Source organism: Mycolicibacter longobardus (assembly GCF_002102265.1).
In the GTDB taxonomy this organism is placed as follows: domain Bacteria; phylum Actinomycetota; class Actinomycetes; order Mycobacteriales; family Mycobacteriaceae; genus Mycobacterium; species Mycobacterium longobardum.
This window is the reverse complement of the sequence record NZ_LQPG01000009.1, coordinates 115,840-137,831: the sequence shown is the minus strand read 5'-3', so window position 1 is coordinate 137,831 and position 21,992 is coordinate 115,840. Positions and strand designations below refer to the sequence as shown.

Genomic DNA, 21,992 nt, shown 5'->3' with positions numbered 1-21,992 from the left:
CGGGGTCAATAGATGTCGCGCAGGTAGCGGTGACTCTTGATGAGGTGGTTGACATAGGCGTGGGCCTGCGCGGTGTCCATGTTGCCGGCGCTGGCCACGACGGCGTGCAGGGTGGCGTCGACGTCCTTGGCCATGCGTTCGGCGTCGCCGCACACGTAGAGGTACGCGCCGTCTTCGAGCCAGCCGAAGAGGTCGGTCGAGTTTTCCCACATGCGGTGCTGGACATACCGGTTGGGTGCGTCGCCGGCGCCGTCGCGGGAGAATGCCAGATCGAGTCTGGACAGCACCCCTGACCGCAGGTGGTCGTCGAACTCCTCCCCGTAGAGAAAGTCACCGGCCCTGCGCCGACTGCCGAAGAAGAGCCACGAACGTCCCTTCGCCTGGCCGGCGCGGCGTTCCTGCAGGAACGCCCGAAAGGGTGCGACTCCCGTGCCGGGGCCGATCATGATGATGGGTACGTCGGGGTCCGGCAGCCGGAAGGAATGGTTGGGGCGCAGGTGAACCCGCACCGTGTCACCGCGATCGGCCAGGAACGTGGTAGCCACCCCGCCGTAGCGGCGGTCGCCGAGCGCGTAACGCACGGTCGCCACCGTCAGGTGCACGTGGTCGGGGCTGACCAGGGGGCTGGACGCGATCGAGTAGTCGCGGTACTGAAGCGGACGCAAGGTGTCGATCACCTCGTCCACCGTCAGCCCGGCCAGTCTGATCAGGTCGAGCACGTCCTTGCCGTAGAGCCACGAATCCTGTGCGGCATCGGCATTCACGCGCAGTGCGGCCGCGGCGCTCGGGTCGCGGGTGCGCGACGCCGCGAGTTCCCGCAGCGCCCGCGACGGCGTCCGGATCTCGAGGTGATGTGCCAGCAGCACGCCCAGGGGCTCGTCGTGGCCGGTCACGCTGTGGTCGGGGTCGAGGCCGAACTCGGTCAGCAGGGCATCGACCAGGGCGGGGTCGTTGCTCGGATGCACCGCAATGGAATCGCCTGCGGTATAAGCGATGCCGGAGCCGTTGAGGTCCAGCTCGTAGTGGCGGACCTCCTTGTCGGATCCCGGCGCCGTGAGCAGCCGGTTGACCGCCAGCCGGGCCTCGAAGGGGTGGTCACGATCGGGGGTCGACGGTGCGGCCTGCTCGGGTGGGTGCACCGCGGCACTCGATACGGCAATGCTCGGATTGGGGCTGGCGTGCTCGGCCGCCAGCAGCTTGACGACGTCGGTTGTCCACGCCGCGGCCGGCTTTGAATAGGAGCCGTCGATCTCGGTGCGTTCGATCAGCCGGGTAGCGCCCAGCTGTTCGAGACGCGCGTCGAGCAGTCGGCCGGCGTTGCAGAACAGGTCATATCCGCTGTCGCCGAGGGCGAGCACCGCGAAGCTCAGGTGATCGAGGCGGTCGGCCGTGTCCGCGCTGATGGCCTCCCAGAACAGGTTGGCGTTGTCGGGAAACTCGCCGTCACCCCAGGTGGAGGTGACCACGATCAGATGCGTCGCCGACGCCAGATCGCCGATCTCGACCTGGTTGAGCTCGACCGCTTCGGCGCCCCGGCCGACGGCTTCTTCGAAGGCCTCGGCGAATGACATCGCGGCGTCCTCGGCGTTGCCCATGTCGCTGCCGTAGCCCACGATCATCGAGAAGGCGGGGGCAGCGCTCACAGCTGTCCTCCGCTGCGGCTGGAGGCCTTCGAGGTGGTGGCGAGGCGTGCCGGCACGGCGAGCCCGCGCACCGGCAGTCCGAAGCCGACCATCGCGTCGAGCACTGCCTGACTTCGCCGGAAGCTGCGGGCCTCGTCGATCTCGGGCCGGCGGGGAAGCTGGGAGGCGGCCACCACGACCGCCGATCCGACGAGCTGCCACATCGACAAGATCGAAACCGCGCCTTCGGACGCCTTGTGGAGCCAGACGAACAGCGGGGCCAAGGTCCGATGGCACCGGTGGGCCACCCAGGTGGTCAGGGCCGACTCGTTGGGCAAGACCACCATGGTGTCGACGTCGCCGCGCCCGCCCTTCTTGCTGATCCAGGGATCATCTGGAAGGACCCGCACCGTCGGGTCGACCACGGCCACCCAGTCGATGTCGTTCTCGCCGTCGAAGTGCACCCACAGGTTCTCCAGGCCCGCGTCCCAGGCTCTTCCCTCGAGGAGCACGAGCGGAAGCAGCCGACCCAGCACCTCGTGCACCAGGCGCGCGGCCAGCACGTTGCCCGCCGCGCGCCGGTCGGTGAGCTCGGCGGTCTCGTCCAGGCGGACCCGCAGGCGGTCGACGGTGAACACCGAGTCCAACGGGAACCATCGGCGCTTGCTGACGTCCGCCAGAATCGCGACACCGTAGGTGCGCGGGCACTGCGGATGAAGTTGGCGAAGCCGGTGACAGGATTCGTGCAGCGCGTGCCGCCGCCGAATTACCATTCTCGCGATGAGGGGATCCTCGCCCGTCGACGTCACCCAAGGCTCCTAACGTAGGTTAGGCTAACCATACTAAAACGGGCGGAGGGTGATGACTGCTGTGACGGCTCTCACCCTTGGCGTGGGGTCCGTGGGTCAGGCGGCCGCGGTCCGAGCGGTCAGGGCCGCTTCGGCGCGATCCAAGACTGTCGCTGCCACCAGGCGGTGCGCGCCCAGCGGCTCAGCCATCGGGATCCCGGCTTGTCTGGCGTAGCCGGCGACTCGGTCGGTGATCAGCCCGTGCGCCAGGAACCAGGGGGCGATCATCAGCCGGGTGGCGCCGCGGGCCCGCAGGCGTTCGACGGCTTCCGGTACAGAAGGTTGCGGGCCGCTGGTGGCGAAGGCGACCTCCACTCCGGCCCAACGGGTTCCGCGAGACAGGCGGGCGGCGATCCGAGCGGTCTGCGCATTGGCCGTCGCATGCGAGGAGCCCACCGCGGCCACCACCACGCCCAACTTCGGGTCGAACCGTGACGCCCCGGCGCTGGTCAGCCGTTCCCCGAGAACCTGGACCAGACGACTGTCCTCGCCCAGGGTCGGCGCCACCCGAACGTCGGCACCGGACTGCGCGATCATCGCCGGGATATCAACCCGGGCGTGGTAGGCGCTGGCCAGCAGGAACGGGACCACCACGGCACGGTGGCCGGGCGAGCCGGCCAATGGTCCTTCCAGAACGTCGCGCAGATTCGGGGTGCTCTGTTCGCAGAACGCCACCTGCACGGCGTACTCCGGCGCCACCCGGCGCAGATGCCCGGCGATCGCGTCGGCATTGGCGGCCGAGCGCGGATCCCGGCTGCCGTGCGCGGTCAACACGAGGGTCGCAATGGGAGCTGTCACGAGGCGTGCAGCCCGCATTCGGTCTTGGCGAGGCCCGCCCAGCGCCCGCTGCGCGGATCGGCGCCGGCCGCCGGCTTGGCCGTGCACGGTGCGCAGCCGATCGACGGGTAGCCCTCGTCGATCAGCGGGTTGACCAGCACGTTGTTCGCGGCGATGTAGGCGTCCATCTCATCGTCGGTCCACGCCGCAATCGGGTTGACCTTCACCAGCCCGAACTGCTCGTCGAAGCTGATCAGCGGCGCGTTGGCGCGGGTCGGAGCCTCCACCCGGCGCAGCCCGGTCACCCACGCCGAATAGCCGCGCAGCGTGCGTGCCAGCGGTTCGACCTTGCGCAGCCGGCAGCACAGCGCCGGATTGGACCCGAACAGGTCCTTGCCGTGGGCGGCGTCCTGCTCGGCGACGGTCTGCTCCGGGGTGACGTTGACCAACTGGACGTCGTACATCGCCTCCACCGCATCGCGGGTGCCGATGGTCTCGGCGAAGTGATAGCCGGTGTCGAGGAACAGCACCGGGACCCCCGCGCGGACCTTCGCCGCCAGGTCCACCAGCACCGCGTCGGCCATATTGGAGGCCACCACGTAGTTACAGGTCGCGCCGCCGCGCGGGCCGTTCACGCCGCCGAAGTGCGTATCCGTCCACTCCAGCAGTTCGGTGGCACTGGCGCCGTCGAGCTCGGCCGCCCCCTTGGCGGCCAGCTCGCGCAACTCCGCTTCGCCGTGTGGTCTCATCGCAGGTCGTCTTCTTCGGCCCGCACCGCCCACTGGGCGAAGCGCTCACCGGCGGTGCGCTGCTTGATGAAGTTGCGCACCACCCGTTCGATGTAGTCGCCGAGCTCGGAGCTGAACACCTTGTGCTGACGCAGCTTGCGGCCGAAACCGCTGTCGGCGCCCAGGCTGCCGCCGAGGTGCACCTGGAAGCCCGGTACCGCGTTGCCCTCGCCGTCGTCGATCATCTGGCCCTTGAACCCGATGTCGGCCACCTGGATGCGGGCACACGAGTTCGGGCACCCGTTGATGTTGACCGTCACCGGCACGTCCAGCAGGGCGTTGAGGTCATCGAGGCGCTGCTCGAGTTCGGGGACCAGGCTCTGCGCCCGCACCCGGGTCTCGACGAACGACAGCTTGCAGAACTCCAGCCCGGTGCAGGCCATCAGATTGCGCCGCCACGGCGAGGGGTTGGCCGGCAGACCCAGCGCATCCAGCTCGGTGAGCAGGCCGTCGAGCTTGTCGTCGGGAACATCGAGGATGACCAGTTTCTGGTACGGGGTGAACCGTGCCCGGTCCGAACCCACCTGTTCCATCAGCTCAGCCACCTTGAGCAGCGTCGCTCCGCTCACCCGGCCGGAGATCGGGGCCACGCCCACCGCGTTGCGGCCGTTGCGGGTCTTCTGCACCCCCACGTGGTCGACGGTCGCGGTGGGCTCCGCGGGCGCCGGCCCGTCGATCATCGGGCGCTTGAGGTACTCCCGTTCGAGAACTTCCCTGAATTTTTCAGGCCCCCAGTCCTTGAGCAGGAACTTCAGCCGGGCCTTGGAACGCAGCCGCCGGTAGCCGTAGTCGCGGAACAGGCTGGTGACGGCCTCCCAGACGTCCGGCACCTCGTCCAGCGGCACCCACGCGCCGAGGCGCTGAGCCAGCATCGGGTTGGTCGACAGCCCGCCGCCGACCCACAGGTCCAGGCCGGGGCCGTGCTCGGGGTGGTTGACGCCGATGAAGGAGACGTCGTTGATCTCGTGGGCCACATCCGGCAGGCCCGACACCGCGGTCTTGAACTTGCGCGGCAGGTTGGCGAACTCCGGGTTGCCGATGTAGCGGCGGACGATCTCGTCGAGGGCGGGGGAGGGGTCGAGGACCTCGTCGAGGGACTCCCCGGCCAGCGGCGAGCCGAGCATGCCACGCGGGCAGTCGCCGCAGGCCTCGGTGGTCTGCAGCCCGACGGCGTCCAGGCGGTCCCAGATCTCCGGGACGTTCTCGATCTCGATCCAGTGGTATTGCAGGTTGTTGCGGTCGGAGATGTCGGCGGTGCCCCGCGCGAAGTCGACCGAGATCTCACCAAGGGTCCGCATCGCGGCGGCCGACAGCGGTTTGCCGTCGCAGCGCACCCGCAGCATGAAGTAGGGGGCCTCGAGCAGGTCGGCGTTCTCGTCGCCGGTGAAGGTGCCGTCGTAGCCCTGCTCGCGCTGGGTGTAGAGACCCATCCAGCGGAAGCGTCCGCGCAGGTCATCCTTGGCGATGCTGTCGAAGCCCTGCTTGGAGTAGACGTCGAGGATCCGGGCCCGCACATTGAGGGCCGGGTCCTCCTGCTTGAACTGCTCGTTGTGGTTGACCGGTTCGGTCTCGCCGAGCGCCCACTGGGCCTCGCTGCGCTTGGCCCTGCTCGGCGGAGCAGTCGGAGTGGCGGTCATCGGTTCTCCTTCGAAAAAGGAGCTGGCGGGATTGAGCGCAGGTCACCGGCGACTGTCTCCGGCGGCGCAGATCCGTCGGCCAGCTGGAAAAACAGGTGGGCGGCTCTACGGCATCAAGGCAGACAGCGACAGCTGCAAACTCGCTTGAAATCGATATGCCGCCGAGCCACCAAGGCAACCCCAGATGCGGTGCAGTAGGCGGCGGTCACGGGAGCGATTATGCCATGGATGCCGAAAATCTTCCTTACCGGCGCAAAGTTGTGATCAGCGTGAGCAAAACTCATGTGGGGTCCGAGGGGAGACGGTCGGTCCGGGAGGGGCGGACAGGAAGGCCCGGGGCGGTGTGTCCTATGCCGGACAGCCGTAAGACAACAGCCGATCGGAAGGCGGGTGGGACAGGTGAGTGTGGTCGACTTCGGCTGGGAACCGGCGTGGGAGCCGCTGCCGGTCCCCGAACCGCCACCGCGCGCGGGCGGACGCGCCCTGCTGCGGCGCTGGCTGGCGATCGCGACGCTGGTGGCCATCGTGGGCGGCGGCGGATGGCTGGCCGTCCAGCATTACCAAACCCACCTCGCAGGTGAGCAGGCCCTGGCGGCCGCCGAGTCATATGTCTTGCGGCTGACCGACATCGACGCCGACGACATCGATCGGAACTTCGCTGACATCACCGACGGGTCGATCGGTGAGTTCCGGGCGATGCACACCCGCTCCGGTGTGCAGCTGCGCCAGCTGCTGATCGACAACAAGGCGACCGCTCGCGGGCACGTCGCCGACGCGGTGGTCAAATCCGCCGAGAAGGGCCACGTTGTGGTGGTGCTGCTGGTCAACCAAGCGGTGCGCAACGCCGACAATCCCGAACCGGTGATCGATCGCAGCCGGATCCGGATGACCATGGACAAGGTCGACGGCCGATGGCTGGCCAGCAAGGTGGAGTTGGTATGAGGAAATTCACAGCGCTGGCGGCCGGCGCGCTGCTGGTCGGCGCCGCCGAACTGGCCGGCGCGGCCAACGCCGACCCGATCGACTGGGAGGCCATCGCCAGGTGCGAGTCCGGGGGAAACTGGTCGGCCGACACCGGCAGCGGCGGCTACGGCGGGCTGCAGATCAGCGCTGGGGACTGGGACCACAACGGCGGGGTGGGATTGCCGTCGCAGGCCTCTCCGCAGCAGCAGATCGCCGTCGCCAAACGCATCATGGCCAGCCGGGGGCCCGGGGCGTGGCCGGCCTGCGCCGCCCGGGCCGGGGCCGCCCCGATCGGTTCGCTGACGCATTACGTGACGGCGCTGTACGTGGACGCCGAGCAGCCCGGAGCGCAAGCCGACTGAGGCGCTGACGGGCGGCGCCGTGGGATGATCGGGCCTCATGACGCCCACCCCGACCGCTGTGGCGCTGCCCGAGGCACCACCTGCCCGGCGCGGCCCGGAAGACCCGTTCGGGGTGTATGTGCACGTGCCGTTCTGTTTCACCCGGTGCGGCTACTGCGACTTCAACACCTACACCCCGGCTGAGCTGGGCGGCGCCAACCCCGACGCCTGGGTGGCGGCGTTGGCCCGGGAACTGGAGTTGGCGGCCGCCCGCCTGGGTGGCCCGCGTGCCGACACGGTGTTCGTCGGCGGCGGCACACCATCCCTGCTGGGCGGTGCCCGGCTGGCACTGGTGCTCGACCACGTGCGTCAACACTTCGGACTGGCCGACGACGCCGAGGTCACCACCGAGGCGAACCCGGAGTCGACGTCGCCGGAGTTCTTCGAGTCGATCCGGGCCGCCGGCTACACCCGGGTATCGCTGGGCATGCAGTCGGTGTCGCCGCGGGTGCTGGCCACCCTGGACCGCATCCACTCCCCGGGCCGGCCGGTGGCCGCGGCGCGGGAGGCACGTGCCGCCGGATTCGAGCACCTCAACATCGACCTGATCTACGGCACTCCCGGTGAGACCGACGACGATCTGCTGCGTTCGGCAGACGCCGCGCTGGAGGCGGGCGTCGACCATGTCTCGGCCTACAGCCTGATCGTGGAGGACGGCACCGCGCTGGCCCGTCGGGTACGGCACGGCGAACTACCCGCTCCCGACGGCGATGTGATGGCGCATCGCTACGAACTGGTCGACACCCGACTGCGTGCCGCCGGGATGGACTGGTATGAGGTGTCGAATTGGAGCCGGCCCGGCGCCGCCTGCCGGCACAACCTGGGTTACTGGGGCGGCGGCCGGTGGTGGGGCGCCGGACCGGGAGCGCACAGCTACGACGGCGCGCTGCGCTACTGGAATGTCAAGCACCCCAATACCTACGCGCAGCTGGTGGCGGAGAACGTGCTGCCGGTGGCGGGTTTCGAGGAGCTGACCGAGTCCGACCGGCACACCGAGGACGTCATGTTGCGGTTGCGGATGCGCGAGGGGTTGCCGCTGGCGACTCTGGACCCCGCCGAGCGGGAGCGCGCCGCGACCTCGGTCAGCGACGGCCTGTTGCGCCTCGACGGCGAACGGCTGGTGCTGACCGACCGCGGTCGGCTGCTGGCCGACGCGGTGGTGCGGGCCCTGCTGGGGTAGCGGCGGGTCGCCGCCACCTGGGTAGGCGTCGGTCAGCCGCTGAACCAGCCGCGGCCGCCGTCCCAGCTGCCGCAGATGCCGTTGAAGCAGCCGTGGCCGAAACCACCCTGGCCGGGGATGAAGCCCCCGCAGCCCTGCCAGCCGGCGTCATGGCCACAGCCGCTTCCGCCGCCGTTGCCGTCCGGGCCGCCGGCACCGTGCGGTTGGGCGACCACGGTGTGGCTCGGCGTGCCCGCCGGTGCAGTCATCAGCATCACGCCGGTCGGGGCGGCAGCGATGGCCACCGCGGCTGTCGCTACGAACATCGATCCAATGAGTTTGCGGATACTTAGCATGACTCCATGGTCCACGCGGGCGCTGTCGTTGCAACCATCGTGTGGGGACTGATACCGAATCGTGAATGCTCGTAACACATCACCGCGATCTCCTCGCAGTGGTCGGCATCACCGGACCTGTGGCCGGTCCGACTCGGGAAACGAACCGCATATGCGGATCCAAAGCGCGCTCAGAAGGCCGTCGTTCTGGGTAGCGCACAGGCGTCCAACATACTCACAGCAATCTTTACATGATGTTGCCAGATCCGGCGTACTGAACTCTGGCGAATGGCTGTATGAGGCATATTCTGTTGAAACACAACATTTCTAGATCGCACACGATGTGCATCTCGCCAGCTGCCGGCGGCCTTCGTAGCGCAAAGATAGCTATATCGTAACCCGTTACTTGTGTGCATACCTGCACGCGGATACGCTCCCGGATGCAGTGCCGCAAACGAGGCATTGTCGATGTCAGATGGAGGACCGACGGGATGGCATTTCAACGGGCGCGAGACGCTGCGGACCGGGCGCACGGCGCCGGTGGGCGGGTGCTGGAGATTCTCGGGCGACAGGAGTGGCTGGACCGACCGAGCTACCGGCTGGAGAACGTACTGAGCTTCGTCTTCAACGCATTCGGCGGGTGGCGCAATCGGGTGACCAATTTCTTGAACGGCGTCTGGCTCGGGCACCCGGTGCATCCGCCGCTGGCGTCGCTGGCCACCGGCGCCATCGGGACGACGGTGGCGCTGGATGCGCTGAGCCTGTTGCCCGGCAAGTCCGCGAACGAAGTCCTCGATGCGTCTCGATTCGCCCAGCGGGCGCTGGGGCTGGGGATTCTGGCCAACTTCGCTTCCGCCGCCACCGGTGTGACCGACTGGCAGCACACCCACGAATCCGACCGGCGGATCGGGCTGGTGCACGGCGTGCTGAATCTCGTCGCCACGGGTCTGTACATCCGGTCCTGGCGGGACCGGCGCCGCGGCCGGCATCTGCGGGGCATAGTGACCAGCGCGGTCGGCTACGGCATCACCTCCGCCAGCGGATTCCTGGGCGGTGCACTGGTGTTCGGCTCCGGGATCGGCATCGACCAGTCCGGTCAACGGCTACGCATCGAGGATTGGACGTCGGTGCTGCCGGAGGCGGAGCTGCCGGCCGACACGAAGCTCAAGCGGGTTGAGGTCGACGGCGTCGGGGTGGTGGTGTGTCGCGACGGCGACACCGTGTCGGCGTTCGCCGGCCTGTGCCCGCACCTTGCCGCGCCGATGGAGGACGGTTGGGTCGACCGGGGCCGGGTCGTCTGCCCATGGCACGGTTCGCAGTTCGACGTGTACTCCGGCGAGGTGGTGCGCGGACCGGCCACCGCTCCGCTGCCGTGCTATCAGGCTCGGCTGCGCAACGGGATGGTCGAGCTGCGTGACGGTGCACCGATTCCGCTCGGGGTGGCCCGGGAGAAGTACCTCGCACCGCAGGTTCCGGAGTGCCCGGAAATCTTCGAACCGAAGGAGACCGCACAGTGAGCAACGCCTATGACGTGTTGAGAGATCACCACAACGTGTTGCGCGGGCTGGGTTCCAGGCTCAAGGCGGCTCCGGTCGGATCGGCCGAGCGGCAAGAGACCCTCGATGAACTGTTGCGGGAGTTCACCATCCATATGCGCATCGAGGACGACATCTACTATCCGGCACTGTCGGCGGCCAGCAGGCTGATCGCGATCGCGCACGCAGAACACCGGCAGATCTACGACCAGCTCGCGGTTGCGTTGCGGACACCGGCCTCCTCGCCCCACTACGTAGATGAGTGGAATTCCTTCCTGATGGTCTTGGAAGCCCATGCCGACGAAGAGGAGCGCGACCTGGTGCCCCCGCCGGCGCCGGTCGACCTGACCGACGCCGAGTTGGAGGACCTGGGCAACAGGATGGCCGCGGAGATGGAGCGGCAGCGCAACTCCACGTTCGAGGAGTTGCATGTCAAGGCGCGAGCCGCGTTGCTGAAAGCCTTTTGACCCGGTATCGCCGCAGGTCGTGGAGCTACGAGCCTTTTGGTTAATAGGTTAGGCTACATTTACTAATTGTGTTCGAGCTCGGTGTCGAAACGGCCTCCGAGAGTGCGCTGTCGATACCGTTGCCGCCGGGTGTCGAGCCGGCCGATCTGGCGGCCACGCTGGCCGCGGCGTTGCCGGAACGTGATGGCAAGGAGTACCTGCTCTACGAGCGTGACGGAAGCTGGACACTGGCCGCAGGTCTGCGCGCCGCCGTCGAATTCGACAGTGACGAACTGCGCATAGTTCGCGACGGGGTGGTGCGACGCCAGCACTGGCGAGGCCGGCCGGCCGCGGTGCTCGGCGAGGCGGTTGACCGGTTGCTGCTGGAGGCCACCCAGGTGTTCGGTTGGGTCGCCTTCGAGTTGGGCGCCTACCGCTTCGGGCTTCAGGACCGCTTGGCGCCGGGCACCGCATTGGCGCGGGTGTTCTGGCCGCAGACCCGCATCGTCGTCACCGCCGAGAAAGTAGAGATGTTCGGGCACGCCGACCGTGAAGTCGCGGTGCTGGACCGGCTGCTGGCCGGCGCCGTTGCGACGCCGGCCGAACCGTCCCCCGTCGCGGTGGACGTGGACGGCACCGGCTATCGCGAGCGGGTGGCGACCGCGGTCGAGGAGATCCGCGCCGGCGCCTACCGCAGGGTGACTCTGTCGCGCTGCGTCGCCGTGCCGTTCGCGGTCGACTTTCCCTCGACCTACCGGCTGGGGCGGCCGCACAACACCGCGGCCCGGTCATTCTTGTTGCGGCTGGGCGGGATACGCGCACTGGGGTACAGCCCGGCGTCGGTGGTCGACGTCATGGCCGCGCGGGATCGGATGGATGCCCTGGAGGCGCTGTTCCCGGCTATCACGTCGGGCAGTCCCGGCCCGGCGGGGATCGATGCCGTCCTGCGGCTCGATCAGTACCCGCGTGGCCTGTACTCCGGCGCGGTGGTGATGCTCTCCGCCGACGGCGGGCTGGATGCGGCGTCGGCGCTGCGGACCGCCCACGAGCGCGGAGGGCGGACCTGGCTACGGGCCGGAACGAGCGTGATCGGCGAGGCGCATCCCGAGCGGGAGTTCGACAAGACCTGCGAGATGCTGGCCACATTGGCGCCGTTCCTGGTCGCCCGCCGCTGAGCTCCGCGGCCATCAGATACCCGGCAGGGTATGATTGGTGGTTCCGCAGAGAGGAGCTCAGGTGGTTGGGGACGACGAAAGCGTCAAGTCGGTACTGAACCGGTTGCGCCGCGCGCACGGCCAGCTCGCCGGGGTGATCGCGATGATCGAAAGCGGCCGCGACTGCAAGGACGTGGTCACACAACTCGCCGCGGTCTCGCGGGCGCTGGATCGGGCGGGTTTCAAGATCGTCGCGAGCGGGCTTCGGGAATGCCTGGCCGGCCAGTCCGGCAGCGGCAACGCGCCGCTGACCGAGGATGAGCTCGAGAAGCTGTTCCTCGCCCTGGCCTGATCGGTTCGCCGCGAACCTCGCGGTGGACGCGGTCAGTGCAGCAGCGACTCGGCGAGCAGGCCGCTGACCATCGACTCGATGGTCGACTCGATCGAGGCCGCCAGGGTTGCGGTGACCGACGCGACGGCCTGGGTGCGGAACCGCACCAGCATCCCGATCAGCTCGGCGATCTCGGCGTCGGCGGGCAGCGGCGCACCGGGCTGGACCCTTTTCAGGACATGCTCGGCCCCGGCGCGCACCAACATCTGGCTGATCGCGTCGATATGCGGCAGCGTCTCCTCGTAGAGGTCGATGAGCCGGTCCACGGAGATGCCGTAGCCGCGGATCTCGTTGAACGCCTCGATCAGTTTGGGCCGGGTGATGGTGGCTCGCGAGCTGTCGGCCTCGTCGATGCGGACGATTCCCAGGCCCATCAGCCGCCGCAGCGCCTGCGGATCGCCGATCAGCCGCTCGGCCGCGGAACTGGGCATGGTCTGAGGGCGCTCGGTGGTCCAACTGCCGGCGATCGCGCTCTCCAGGCCCAGGATGTCCCCGAGATCCTTGCCCTGCTCCCAGGCGCCGATCATCTCCTTGACGTGCGCGATGGTGTAGCCCCGGTCCAGCATCGAGGTGATCAGCCGCAGCCGGGTCAGGTGCGTGTCGTTGAACAGCGCGATCCGCCCCACTCGTCGCGGCGGCGGCAGCAGATCCCGGTCCCGGTACACCCGGACATTGCGGGTGGTGGTGCCGGCCAAGCGGGCCAGGTCGTCGATCCGGTATTCCCGCGACGCCGTGTGACCGCCGGGGTGGCGCACCACCACCTCGAACAGTTGGGTCACCGCTGCCTCGATCACCTCGCGGGACTCGCGCCGCACCCGCCGTGGCACCCGGCGCAGGTTCGCCAGCACCCCGGCGATGGAGTCCGCTTTCGGGTGGCGATCCGGTGTGCTCATGCCACCGCGTGGTAGTCGGAGAGCCGGAAGCTTCGCATCTGCCGAAGATACTGCGTCGCGAACCCCGGGTACATCGAGGCGTTGAAGCCGTCTTCGGTCAGATACCAGCTACTGCAGCCCGACATCCACGTCGTCTTGCGGAGTCGTCGCTGGATCTGCTCGTTGTGGCGGCGCTGCACCGTCTCGCGGACGTCCAGATACCGCAGCTTCGCCTGACGGACGGTGCGGATGGCGCGCACCACGTAGTCGAGTTGGCCTTCGACGTAGACCAGCAGTGAGTTGTGGCCCGGGCCGGAGTTGGGGCCGGTCATGAAGAACAGGTTGGGATAGCCGTGTGCCTGGATGCTCTTGAAGGCCTGGGCACCTCGGGTCCATTCGTCGGCCAACGACCTGCCACCCAAGCCGGAGACGGAGAACGGCGGACCGGTCAGGTGCACGTCGTAGCCGGTCGCGAAGACGATGGCGTCCAGTTGGTGCTCCACGCCGTCGCTGGTGCGGATGCCGGCCGGGCTCATCGTGGCGATCGGCCAGTCGATCAGCTTGCAGTTGTCGCGCTGCAGGGCGGGGTAGTAGTCGCTGGAGATCAGCATGCGTTTGCAGCCGGGGGTGAAGTCCGGGGTGAGCTGACGGCGCAGCCATGGATCCTTGACGGCGGCCCGCAGGTGGGCCTTGCCCAGCTGCGCGACCAGGCCGCTCAGCGGGGTGTTCCACACCAACGCGGTGGCGCTGGCCTCATGTCCCCAGAACAACGCCTGGCGCGCAAGCTGCTGGGCCGCGGGGACTTTGGCGAACAGCTCTTGAACGCTCGCCGGCATGGCCACATCCAGTCGCGGGATCACCCAGCCCGGGGTGCGCTGGAAGACCTTGACGAAGCCGGCCTGCTCGACCAACTCCGGGATGATCTGCACCGCGCTGGCGCCGGTGCCGATGACCGCGACCTTCTTGCCGGCGAAGTCGTAGTCGTGATCCCAACGGGCGCTATGGATCTTGTGGCCGGTGTAGGCGTCCAGGCCGCGAATAGCCGGGAAGCTCGAATCGGGCAACGGGCCCGACGCGAGCACCACGGTGCGGGCCCGGAACTTCTTGCGGCCCGCCGATACGGTCCAAACACCGGCGCTTTCGTCGAACGCCAGGGCGGTGACCTCGGTGCCGAACCGGATGTGGCGGCGCAGGTCGAACCGGTCGACCATGTCCTCGATGTGCTGATAGATCTCGCCGGCCGAGGGATAGGCCCGGGACCAACCGGGGTTGGCCACGAATGAGAACGAGTACAGCAGCGACGGAATATCGCAGGCCGCACCGGGATAGCGGGTGTCGCGCCAGGTTCCGCCGACCCGGTCGCTGCGCTCCAGGATCACGATCTCGTCGTCGCCGCCGAGGCCGGCTTCGGCCAGCTTGATCGCCGCACCTATCCCGCTGAAGCCGGCACCGACGATCAGCGTCTGGTAGACGTGCGCGCGGGCCATCTCAGGCCGCCGGCTCGTGCGTCAGCTCCTTGAACCAGCTCGGGATGGGTTTGAGCAGCCGCTTGGGGTAAAAGCCGGACAGCCACACCGCGGGGTCGGCCAACAGGTGATAGGGGCTGTCCGGGTTGGCCACCAAGGCCGCGTAATGCTTGACGATCTGATACGTCGGCACCCGCCAGGTGTGCGTGCCGCGTTCGCCGAACTGCCGGAAACGCATCAGTGCCGAGTAGAGCCGGTGCGGATCCAATCCCATGCCGATCACTTCGTTGCGCACCCGGTTGAGCAACGGGACGGAGATCAGCGCGCCGACGATGAGAGATGGCGAGGCGACGGTGCCGACGAACTCGATGGCCAGCTTGCGCAGGCCGGCGTGCCCGATCATCTCCAGCACCTCGAAATCGACGGCGATGTGCCGGGATTCGTCGTTGTTGATCTTCTCGAACACCTGGTGGCAGACGGGATCGTCGACCTCGTCGAGCAGGAACTTCAGCAGTGCGCCGTCGAGCGCCACTTCCAGCATCGGAATGACCGTGCCGAGCACGGACAACGGCAGGTCATCGGAGTAGTCGTCGAGCCACTGCATCGCCAGCCGGATGTTGACGTTGGGCTCGGGCATTTCACCGTCGTCGAGCATGCCCCAGCGCTTCATCAGTGCCAGCTCGGCATTGGCGTGGCGTTGCTCCTCGGCGTGAAAGTAGCGGTAGATCTCGGCCAGCGCCGGGGTGGGCGCCTTGCGTGCCATAGCCGCGAATCCGCGGGCCCCGATGTTCTCGATCCAGCACAGGTCGGCCATGAACTTCTTGAGCTTGGGCACCATCTCGGGGCGAATCAGCTCGGCACCCGGCGCGTCCCAGTCGATGTCGGCCAGCGCCCACTGTCGGTCCTTGATCTTGGTGAGCATCACATCCAGGTCGACAGCCATGACAATCTCCTCGATCAACTCGGCAGGATTGAGCCGGCCCGAAACGCCAGCCCGATGGTCCTGGTGAATGTCTCAGGCGCCAATCGCTTGATGTTCCAACCGATTTTGGCGTCCAACTGCGGCATGCAGTACAGACCGCCGCGGTCATGGGTGTCGAGGCAGTCCCGGGCCACCCGGGCCGCCGAGAGCCCGGTCCAGCGCATCAGACGGTTTGCCATGTCAGTGGACTGCGCGGTGATGCGGCCGGATTCGACGATGTTGGTCTTGACGAACGTCGGGCACAGCACGGTCACGCCGATCCCGGTGCCCGACAGCTCGGCGGCCAGGGTCTCCGACAGGGACAACACGCCGGCCTTGCTGACGTTGTAGGCCGCCATCTCCGGGGCGGCGCCGAACGACGCGGCCGAGGCAACGTTGATGATGCCGCGGGGCTGGCCGGCGGAGGCGTCGCGCAGGATCGGGGTGAAGACGTGGCAGCCGTGGATCGGGCCCCACAGGTTGATGCCCAGCGTCCAGTTCCAGTCGTCCAGCGCCATGGTGCCGATCGGCTCTCCACCGGCGCCGACGCCCGCGTTGTTGATCACCAGCGTGGGCGGGTGGCCGAACCAGTCCTGCGCGGCCTCAGCCAGCGCGATGACCTCGTCGACGGCGGAGACGTCGCAGTGCATGGCGGTGGCGCGTCCGCCCGCGCCGGTGATGGCCTCGACGGTGCGCTGGGCGGCGTCATCGTCGATATCACTGCAGACCACGGCGCTGCCGCGGCGGGCCAGTTCGACGGCGAATGCCGCTCCGATGCCGCTGCCGGCTCCGGTGACGACGGCGGAAGCCCCGTGGCTGCGTTTCGGCGAGCGGCCAAGCATCATGTGACTGAGTCAACAGTCAATGGTGCCATTAGTCAATGGCAATGTTTTGAGCCGGGCCCGGGCCATTGCGGCCCGAACCCGGCTCGTCCTCCGCGCGAGCGTGCGTAATCGGACACACGCACGCTCGCGCGAGAGAGGGTGGTGCGATCAGGCGAACAGGCCGGTGAGCCAGTCCAGGTCGAAGTCGAACAGGCTGGCGGCCGCAACCGCGTCGCCGGCATCGACGTCCGGAATGTTCGCTGTCAACGCATCGGCGATCCTGCTCGGCAGCACATCGAGGAAGTAGGCGAAGGTGCCCTGCGGGGTGAGCAGGCCCCACCACTGGCCGGTGTCCTCGCCGGTTTCCTCGTTCCACGTGATGTAGCCGTTGAGCAGGGCGTCGATCGGGTCCTGAGCCTCGCGGCCCTCGACGCCGTTCAAGTTTTCCGACAACGCGAACATGTAGCCGGTAAGCGGTTCCGTCAGGTACTTGGCGGTGCTCTTCCAGAAGTTGAAGTCACCGAAAATGTCCTGCACTTCCGCCCAGACCCGAGTCATGTCGGCGCCGAGGCCGAACACGCCGGGCACGAATTCGCCGGTGCCGCGCACGGTGTGGTCGAAGAGCGGCTGGAAGATGTTCTGCGCGGAGAACAACAGGTCCCAGTTGATCAGGTCCCAGGCATGAGTGAAGTCACCCTGCTGCAGGTAGTCCATGATCTGGGGAAGGATGGTCTCCAGGCCCCGAGCGGCGCCCATACCGGACCAGGCGCCCTCGATGCCCGCCATCATCCCGTCGAAGCTGTTGCTGGCGACCTGGCTGTAGTAGCCGGTGAGTTCGTTGATGGCGGTGCTGAGCGGGTTCGGGCCCGACAGCAGGCCCATCAGGTAGTCGAGGTTTTCCTCAGTGGTGGCGGTGAGCTCGACGGCGGGCTGGTGGTGGCTGGCGACGGAAACCAGCGGCGCAACCGGGTTGACGGCGATCACACCGGCGCCGGCCAGGACGACCCCCGCGGCCAGCAGCCGATTGGTCCGCGCGTTCGGCAGAAAGTCGGATGTGCCGCGGCCGGTCGAACCGGCGGCAAGAGCGAGCTGCATTGCATCTCCTTATCGTGACCTCACCTGATATGAGGTTCCCTATATGTATTGCAGCTTTGACGTTAAGCTAAACCGAAGAAATAAGGCAAGCCTTGCCTAACTTTGTACGGAACCTCACAGGGAATCCGCAGTGGGTTTTACGTCACTCGTGGGCGCGCCGCAGTCGACCGGCTCCGGTCACCGGGGCGGTGACGATCGCGTCGTGACGGGGGTCGGTGCTGAACGCGGGTTGGCAGCGCCGGCGCTGATCGCGTCGAACTCTCAGTCGGCATGGACCCGCCAATCGGCCGCGTCCTGCTGCTGCCGCCAGAATTCATCGAACCGCCCACCGGTGGAACGCAATTCGTCGATGGTTCCGTCTTCGACAACGCGGCCGTCGTCGATGAACAGCACCCGGTCGGCGTGCCGGATGCTGGCCAGCCGGTGGGCGACGATCACGCGGGTGCGCGAGCGCAAGTCCGCGGTGAGAGCGTCGACGACAGCGGCCTCATTCTCGTTGTCCAATGCGCTGGTGGCCTCGTCGACCAGCAGCACCGGCGCGGGCTTGAGCAGGGCGCGGGCGATGCTGACGCGCTGCCGCTCACCCCCGGACAGTGCGGTGCCGGCCTCCCCGACGCGGGAGTCGAGGCCGTCGGGCAGCCGGCCGGTCAGCTCGTCGACGCGAGCCAGCTCCAATGCCCGCGCCAGCTGCGCCGGGTCGGCGTCGGGATCACCGGCGGCCACGTTCTCGCCGATGGTGCCGTCGAACAGGTACGGCTGTTGGAAAACCACACTGGTCACGGCGCGCCGGGCGTGCGGTTCCAGCGTGGCCGCGTCGACCGCGTCGATGAGCACCCGGCCGCTCGCAGGCTGCGCCAGTCCGGCGATCAACGCCAGGATGGTGCTCTTGCCGGACCCTGACGGCCCGACGATCGCGGTGGTGCTGCCCGGTGCCAGGGTGAAGCTCACGTGATCGAGCACCGGGGTGCGGTCGTAGCTGAAGCTCACGTCCTCGAATGTGACGGCCGGCGGCGACGTGGCGTCGGGCAGGGTGGCGTCGCCGGCGGGCAGCGCGGGAGCGGACAGCACGGTGGCGATCCGGTCCAGGCTGGCGCGGGTGGACTCCAATGCCGGCGCCAGTTCGCTGACCGTGGTGAACGGCTCCAGGTAGCGGGCGATCACCACGATCAGCGCGACGGCCTGCGCGGGTGCGAGCGTGCCTGCCACCGTCAGCGCCGTGGTCGTGCCGGCCAGCAGGATCAGCGCGGTCTGGCTGGCCGCGCCGAACAGCAACTGGCCGGGAATCTGCATGCCCAACAGCCGCAGGGCGGTCCCGCGCTGGGAGGTCAGCGCGTCGCCGACCAGGCTGCGGGCCGGTTCCACCCGCCGGGCGGCGCGCAGGGCCTGCTGGGTTCGGGCGAACTCGATGAGGCGTTCGGTGAGCGTGGTGTTGGCCGCATCCGCGGCGGCGTCGGCGCGCCGGGTGAATCGGGCCGATGCCCACAGCGCCGCGAGCAGCAACGGCACCCCGGCCAGGGCGGCCAGCCCGAGCTGCCAGGAGACGCCGATCAGGCCCAGCGCGATAGCGCCCGGCAGCAATACCGCACTGGTCAACGGGGTCAGCAGGTTGACCACCAGCCCGACCAGCTCGGGACCGGTCGCCGCGATCGCCTGCCGAGCGGTAGCGGTGTTGCCGGTGTCTCCGGCGGTCAGCCAGTCCAGCCGGATGTCGGGGAGTCGGTCGGCCAGGTCGTGCTGGGTGTGGTCCAGCACCGCGAAACCCAGGTCGAAACCGAGGCGCGAGGTCGCGGCGTCGATCAGCCAGCCGGCGGTGGTGGCTGCCGTCAGCCAGCCCAGCCAGACCACTGCGTGCTGCGGGGCGGGGCTGAACAGCGCCCCCACCAGCGGTACCAGCAGGACCGTGCCCGCCGCGCGCACCAGCACCGACGTCAGCGCCAGCGCGATATAGGTCAGTACCCGGCCGCGACGATCGGACGGGACCAGCGAAAGCCAGGTGCGGATCACTGCGCGCGCTCCCCGGCGGCAGCCAGGTCAGCCGGCTCGGGGCCGCCGGTCCGCTGCCCGGTCTGCCAGAGCTGTCGGTAGCGCCCGTCGGCGGCCAGCAGTTCGGTGTGCGTCCCGGATTCGGCGATGCATCCGTGGTCGAGCACCACGATCTGGTCGGCTGCCGTGATGGTGTGCAGCCGGTGGGCGATCATCAGCACGGTGCGATCGGCGGTGAGCCGGTTGATCGCCTGCTGCACCAGGTATTCCGATTCCGGGTCGGCGAACGCGGTGGCCTCGTCCAGAATCAGGACCGGGGTGTCGGCCAGGATGGCGCGGGCGATGGTCAGCCGCTGCCGCTCGCCGCCGGACAGGCCCGAACCGGCGCCGAGCACGGTGTCATAGCCGTCGGGCATGCGGCAGATCCGGTCGTGGATCTGCGCCGCTTTGGCGGCGGCCTGCACCTGGGCGTCGGTCGCCTCGGGAACCGCCAGCGCGATGTTGTCGCGGACGCTGCCGTGCACCAGCTGGGTCTCCTGCAGGACGAACCCGACCCGGGAATACAGCTCGTCGGCGGTCATGGTCGCGATGTCACGCCCGTCGATGGTGATGGCGCCGGAGTCGACGTCGTGGAACCGGGCCAGCAACGCGGCCAGCGTGGACTTGCCGGATCCCGACGGTCCCACCAGCGCGGTCACCGTGCCGGGACGCAGGGTCAGCGAGGCGTCCCGGATCACCGGCACCCCGGGCCGGTAGCTGAAGACGACCCGGTCGAACACCACCGAACCGGCCGGGCTCGCCGCGCCGTGCGTTTCGGCGGGGCGCACTGCCAGCTCGGGTTCGTCGAGGGCGGCCTGCAGCCGGCGTGCGGCCAGCAGCCCGGAGCGGATACCGCCCACCCCGTAGGCGATACCCAGCAGCTGCGCACCGAACGCCGTGCCCAGCAGCAGGAACGGCAGCAGGTTGATCGGGTCCATCCGGTGGGTGACCACCAGGGCGGTGCCGGAGGCGGCGATCAGCCACAGGAATGTGGCCGGTCGGGTCACCAGGTCCGCCCGGGTCTTCTTTCCGGTCAGCGGACGCTGCCAGGCGACCAGGAAGCCGATGTAGTCGTCGAGCCGGCGCCGGAACGCCGAGGCGGCGGCACCGCCGAACACGCGGATCACCGGCTGGCCCTCCAGGTATCCGGCGGCCTCGGTGTTCATGGTCTCGGCCCAGCGTTGCGCCTGATTGATCCGCGGGCCGGACTGCACCGCCATCGAGGACGCCATGACCAGGTAGATCAGTACCGGCACGAACAGCACCAGCGCCACTCGCCAATCCACACTGAACAGGTAGGCCAGGACCGCGACCGGGGCGATCACCGCGGCGACGGCGTCGGGGATCGCGTGGGTGACCAGGTAGTGCAGCGACAGCGTGTCGTCGGCCACCAGCTGCTTGATCGACCCCGAACCGCGCGCCGTGAACCAGCCCAACGGCAGGCGCGCCAGTTTGCCCAGCAGCCGCACCCGCAGTCCGTGGGCGAAACGGGCGTCGATGACGTGCAGCCACAGCGTCAGGGCGGCGCCCAGCAGTGTGGCCAGGCCCAGCAGCCCAACCGCGGCGAGCCCCAACGTCCACAACCGGGAGGTCTGCGCGCCTGACACCAGCAGGCGGGCCAGCTCGACGAGCAGCACGAACGGGGCCAGCTGCACCAGCGTGAGCAGCGCCTGCAGAATGCCGGAGATCACCAGCGGGGTCCGCAGCGGCGCCAGGAGCCGGCCGGCCCCCTGGGCGCGCCAGTTGCCCTGCGGTGCGGACGGCGCCGTCACCTGCGACTGCTCAACGGTTTCGGGCTGGTCGATCTCGGGTGTTGCATCGCTGCTGCGCAGCTTGCCCATCGCCCGGCCGGCGGTCCAGTAGGCCTGGGCGTGCACCTCGGACTTGGGGAAGCCGAACTCCTCGCGCAGCCGGGTCCGCAGGTGTTTGAGGCTGGCCGCCTCCGGGGTCAGCCAGGCATACCAGTTGGACCAGTTCCGGGCTTCGATCGCCGCCGCCAGCGAGGTGGCGTCGCGGCGAGGAACCCAGTGCACCCGCAGCCGGGGGTGGCTTGCCAGCGGGATCAGCGTGTCGTTGTCGTCGTGCTGCTCGAGGTAGAGCTCGATCGGGATGTCGGGAGCGACGGTCTCGATGATCCCGTTCAGCGCGGTGATCGCGGCGGCGTCGCCGACCAGCAGATAGCCGGCGGGCTGCTCGTCGTCCTCGCCGGGGGCCTGGTAACGCGACGAGCCCATCAGCGACATCGCCGCGATCGTCGTACCCGGTGTCACGGTGCGTACCCACTGCGATGCCGGGCCGGCCGGCTCGTGCAGGAGGATGTCGACGGCGAATCGCCCGGTGGCGGGGTCGCCCTCGGAGAGGGTGTAGCCGCGCTGGTGCTCGGTGGAGGACCCGTCGGGGTCGGGGAACCAGAACCGCAACCAGGCGGTGGGTTCGAGGACCACGTCTTCGAACAGGGTCGGCGACTCCATCCGCACCCGGATGAAGTGCGGCGCGATCTGCAGTGTTTCCAGCACCGTCGCGGTGTGTTCCCGCGCGCCGAGGCCGCGCAGGACGGCGCCCTGAAATCCACGCGCCATCAGCGATCCAGTCTCACGAGTCAGCCTCCACCCCGATGGGCCCAGCGTCGGAAATCAGCCACGAACCGACTCAAAACTAAGGGTTGCCTTACCGAACGTCAAACCGCTTGCCGGTAC

The 21,992-nt window shown here is 68.5% G+C and carries 21 protein-coding genes; 7 read left to right on the top strand and 14 right to left on the bottom strand.

Annotated elements, in window-relative coordinates; genetic code table 11:
• Positions 1-5: 5 nt before the first annotated feature.
• The 6 genes from AWC16_RS04125 to AWC16_RS25770 form a co-directional block, all read right to left on the bottom strand.
• Entirely contained in the window at positions 6-1,643 is a 1,638-nt protein-coding gene (locus AWC16_RS04125) for a diflavin oxidoreductase (protein ID WP_085263513.1), read from the bottom strand.
• Complete coding sequence (locus AWC16_RS04120; RefSeq protein ID WP_085263512.1) at positions 1,640-2,431, bottom strand: iron reductase; 792 nt, start codon at positions 2,429-2,431, stop codon at positions 1,640-1,642. The genes AWC16_RS04125 and AWC16_RS04120 overlap by 4 nt, the downstream gene beginning before the upstream one ends.
• A gap of 96 nt (positions 2,432-2,527) precedes the next feature.
• Positions 2,528-3,286: a sirohydrochlorin chelatase gene (locus AWC16_RS04115; RefSeq protein WP_085263511.1), complete on the bottom strand. Its 759-nt coding sequence runs from the start codon at positions 3,284-3,286 to the stop codon at positions 2,528-2,530.
• Positions 3,265-3,996, bottom strand: a complete 732-nt coding sequence (locus AWC16_RS04110; RefSeq protein ID WP_085263510.1) for a phosphoadenylyl-sulfate reductase — start codon at positions 3,994-3,996, stop codon at positions 3,265-3,267. Before AWC16_RS04110 ends, AWC16_RS04115 begins: the two co-directional genes overlap by 22 nt.
• The gene (locus tag AWC16_RS04105) at positions 3,993-5,672 is read right to left on the bottom strand and encodes a nitrite/sulfite reductase (RefSeq protein WP_085263509.1); all 1,680 of its coding nucleotides are present in this window, start codon (positions 5,670-5,672) and stop codon (positions 3,993-3,995) included. Before AWC16_RS04105 ends, AWC16_RS04110 begins: the two co-directional genes overlap by 4 nt.
• A gap of 113 nt (positions 5,673-5,785) precedes the next feature.
• Positions 5,786-5,956 (bottom strand): Ms4527A family Cys-rich leader peptide, encoded by a 171-nt coding sequence (locus AWC16_RS25770; RefSeq protein ID WP_409370634.1) that lies wholly within the window; start codon positions 5,954-5,956, stop codon positions 5,786-5,788.
• A 115-nt stretch (positions 5,957-6,071) separates the two neighbouring features.
• Here AWC16_RS25770 and AWC16_RS04100 point away from each other — a divergent pair, with 115 nt between their 5' ends.
• From AWC16_RS04100 to hemW, 3 genes are read left to right on the top strand one after another with little or no spacing between them, the layout of a single operon-like run.
• Positions 6,072-6,614 (top strand): hypothetical protein, encoded by a 543-nt coding sequence (locus AWC16_RS04100; RefSeq protein ID WP_234812119.1) that lies wholly within the window; start codon positions 6,072-6,074, stop codon positions 6,612-6,614.
• Positions 6,611-6,997, top strand: coding sequence for a transglycosylase family protein (locus AWC16_RS04095; RefSeq protein WP_085263508.1), 387 nt, complete (start codon positions 6,611-6,613; stop codon positions 6,995-6,997). Before AWC16_RS04100 ends, AWC16_RS04095 begins: the two co-directional genes overlap by 4 nt.
• Before the next feature lie 37 nt (positions 6,998-7,034).
• The gene (gene hemW, locus AWC16_RS04090) at positions 7,035-8,216 is read left to right on the top strand and encodes a radical SAM family heme chaperone HemW (RefSeq protein ID WP_085263507.1); all 1,182 of its coding nucleotides are present in this window, start codon (positions 7,035-7,037) and stop codon (positions 8,214-8,216) included.
• Positions 8,217-8,248: 32 nt separating this feature from the next.
• On the opposite strand, the gene AWC16_RS04085 is transcribed toward hemW, so the two are convergent.
• Positions 8,249-8,521, bottom strand: a complete 273-nt coding sequence (locus tag AWC16_RS04085) for a hypothetical protein (RefSeq protein ID WP_409370633.1) — start codon at positions 8,519-8,521, stop codon at positions 8,249-8,251.
• Between the two features lie 500 nt (positions 8,522-9,021).
• Here AWC16_RS04085 and AWC16_RS04080 point away from each other — a divergent pair, with 500 nt between their 5' ends.
• The 4 genes from AWC16_RS04080 to AWC16_RS04065 all read left to right on the top strand — a co-directional run bounded on the left by AWC16_RS04080 (position 9,022) and on the right by AWC16_RS04065 (position 12,017).
• Positions 9,022-10,047: a Rieske (2Fe-2S) protein gene (locus tag AWC16_RS04080; RefSeq protein WP_085263505.1), complete on the top strand. Its 1,026-nt coding sequence runs from the start codon at positions 9,022-9,024 to the stop codon at positions 10,045-10,047.
• On the top strand, positions 10,044-10,532 hold the full coding sequence (locus AWC16_RS04075; RefSeq protein WP_085263504.1) for a hemerythrin domain-containing protein: 489 nt from the start codon (positions 10,044-10,046) through the stop codon (positions 10,530-10,532). The genes AWC16_RS04080 and AWC16_RS04075 overlap by 4 nt, the downstream gene beginning before the upstream one ends.
• A gap of 68 nt (positions 10,533-10,600) precedes the next feature.
• Positions 10,601-11,686 carry a chorismate-binding protein gene (locus AWC16_RS04070; RefSeq protein ID WP_085263503.1) on the top strand — a complete coding sequence of 362 codons (1,086 nt, stop codon included), beginning with the start codon at positions 10,601-10,603 and terminating at the stop codon, positions 11,684-11,686.
• 61 nt (positions 11,687-11,747) lie between these two features.
• Entirely contained in the window at positions 11,748-12,017 is a 270-nt protein-coding gene (locus AWC16_RS04065; RefSeq protein WP_085263502.1) for a metal-sensitive transcriptional regulator, read from the top strand.
• Positions 12,018-12,049: 32 nt separating this feature from the next.
• Here AWC16_RS04065 and AWC16_RS04060 read toward each other — a convergent pair whose 3' ends face one another.
• The 7 genes from AWC16_RS04060 to AWC16_RS04030 form a co-directional block, all read right to left on the bottom strand.
• Positions 12,050-12,949 (bottom strand): MerR family transcriptional regulator, encoded by a 900-nt coding sequence (locus tag AWC16_RS04060; RefSeq protein ID WP_085263501.1) that lies wholly within the window; start codon positions 12,947-12,949, stop codon positions 12,050-12,052.
• On the bottom strand, positions 12,946-14,415 hold the full coding sequence (locus AWC16_RS04055) for a flavin-containing monooxygenase (RefSeq protein ID WP_085263500.1): 1,470 nt from the start codon (positions 14,413-14,415) through the stop codon (positions 12,946-12,948). Before AWC16_RS04055 ends, AWC16_RS04060 begins: the two co-directional genes overlap by 4 nt.
• 1 nt (position 14,416) lies before the next feature.
• The gene (locus AWC16_RS04050) at positions 14,417-15,337 is read right to left on the bottom strand and encodes a reductase (RefSeq protein WP_085263565.1); all 921 of its coding nucleotides are present in this window, start codon (positions 15,335-15,337) and stop codon (positions 14,417-14,419) included.
• Positions 15,338-15,351: 14 nt separating this feature from the next.
• Positions 15,352-16,200 (bottom strand): SDR family NAD(P)-dependent oxidoreductase, encoded by an 849-nt coding sequence (locus AWC16_RS04045; RefSeq protein ID WP_109561266.1) that lies wholly within the window; start codon positions 16,198-16,200, stop codon positions 15,352-15,354.
• A 147-nt stretch (positions 16,201-16,347) separates the two neighbouring features.
• Positions 16,348-17,274, bottom strand: coding sequence for a hypothetical protein (locus AWC16_RS04040; RefSeq protein ID WP_085263499.1), 927 nt, complete (start codon positions 17,272-17,274; stop codon positions 16,348-16,350).
• 261 nt (positions 17,275-17,535) lie between these two features.
• On the bottom strand, positions 17,536-19,278 hold the full coding sequence (locus AWC16_RS04035) for an ABC transporter ATP-binding protein (protein WP_085263498.1): 1,743 nt from the start codon (positions 19,276-19,278) through the stop codon (positions 17,536-17,538).
• The gene (locus tag AWC16_RS04030) at positions 19,275-21,875 is read right to left on the bottom strand and encodes an ABC transporter ATP-binding protein/permease (RefSeq protein WP_085263497.1); all 2,601 of its coding nucleotides are present in this window, start codon (positions 21,873-21,875) and stop codon (positions 19,275-19,277) included. Before AWC16_RS04030 ends, AWC16_RS04035 begins: the two co-directional genes overlap by 4 nt.
• Positions 21,876-21,992: the final 117 nt, after the last annotated feature.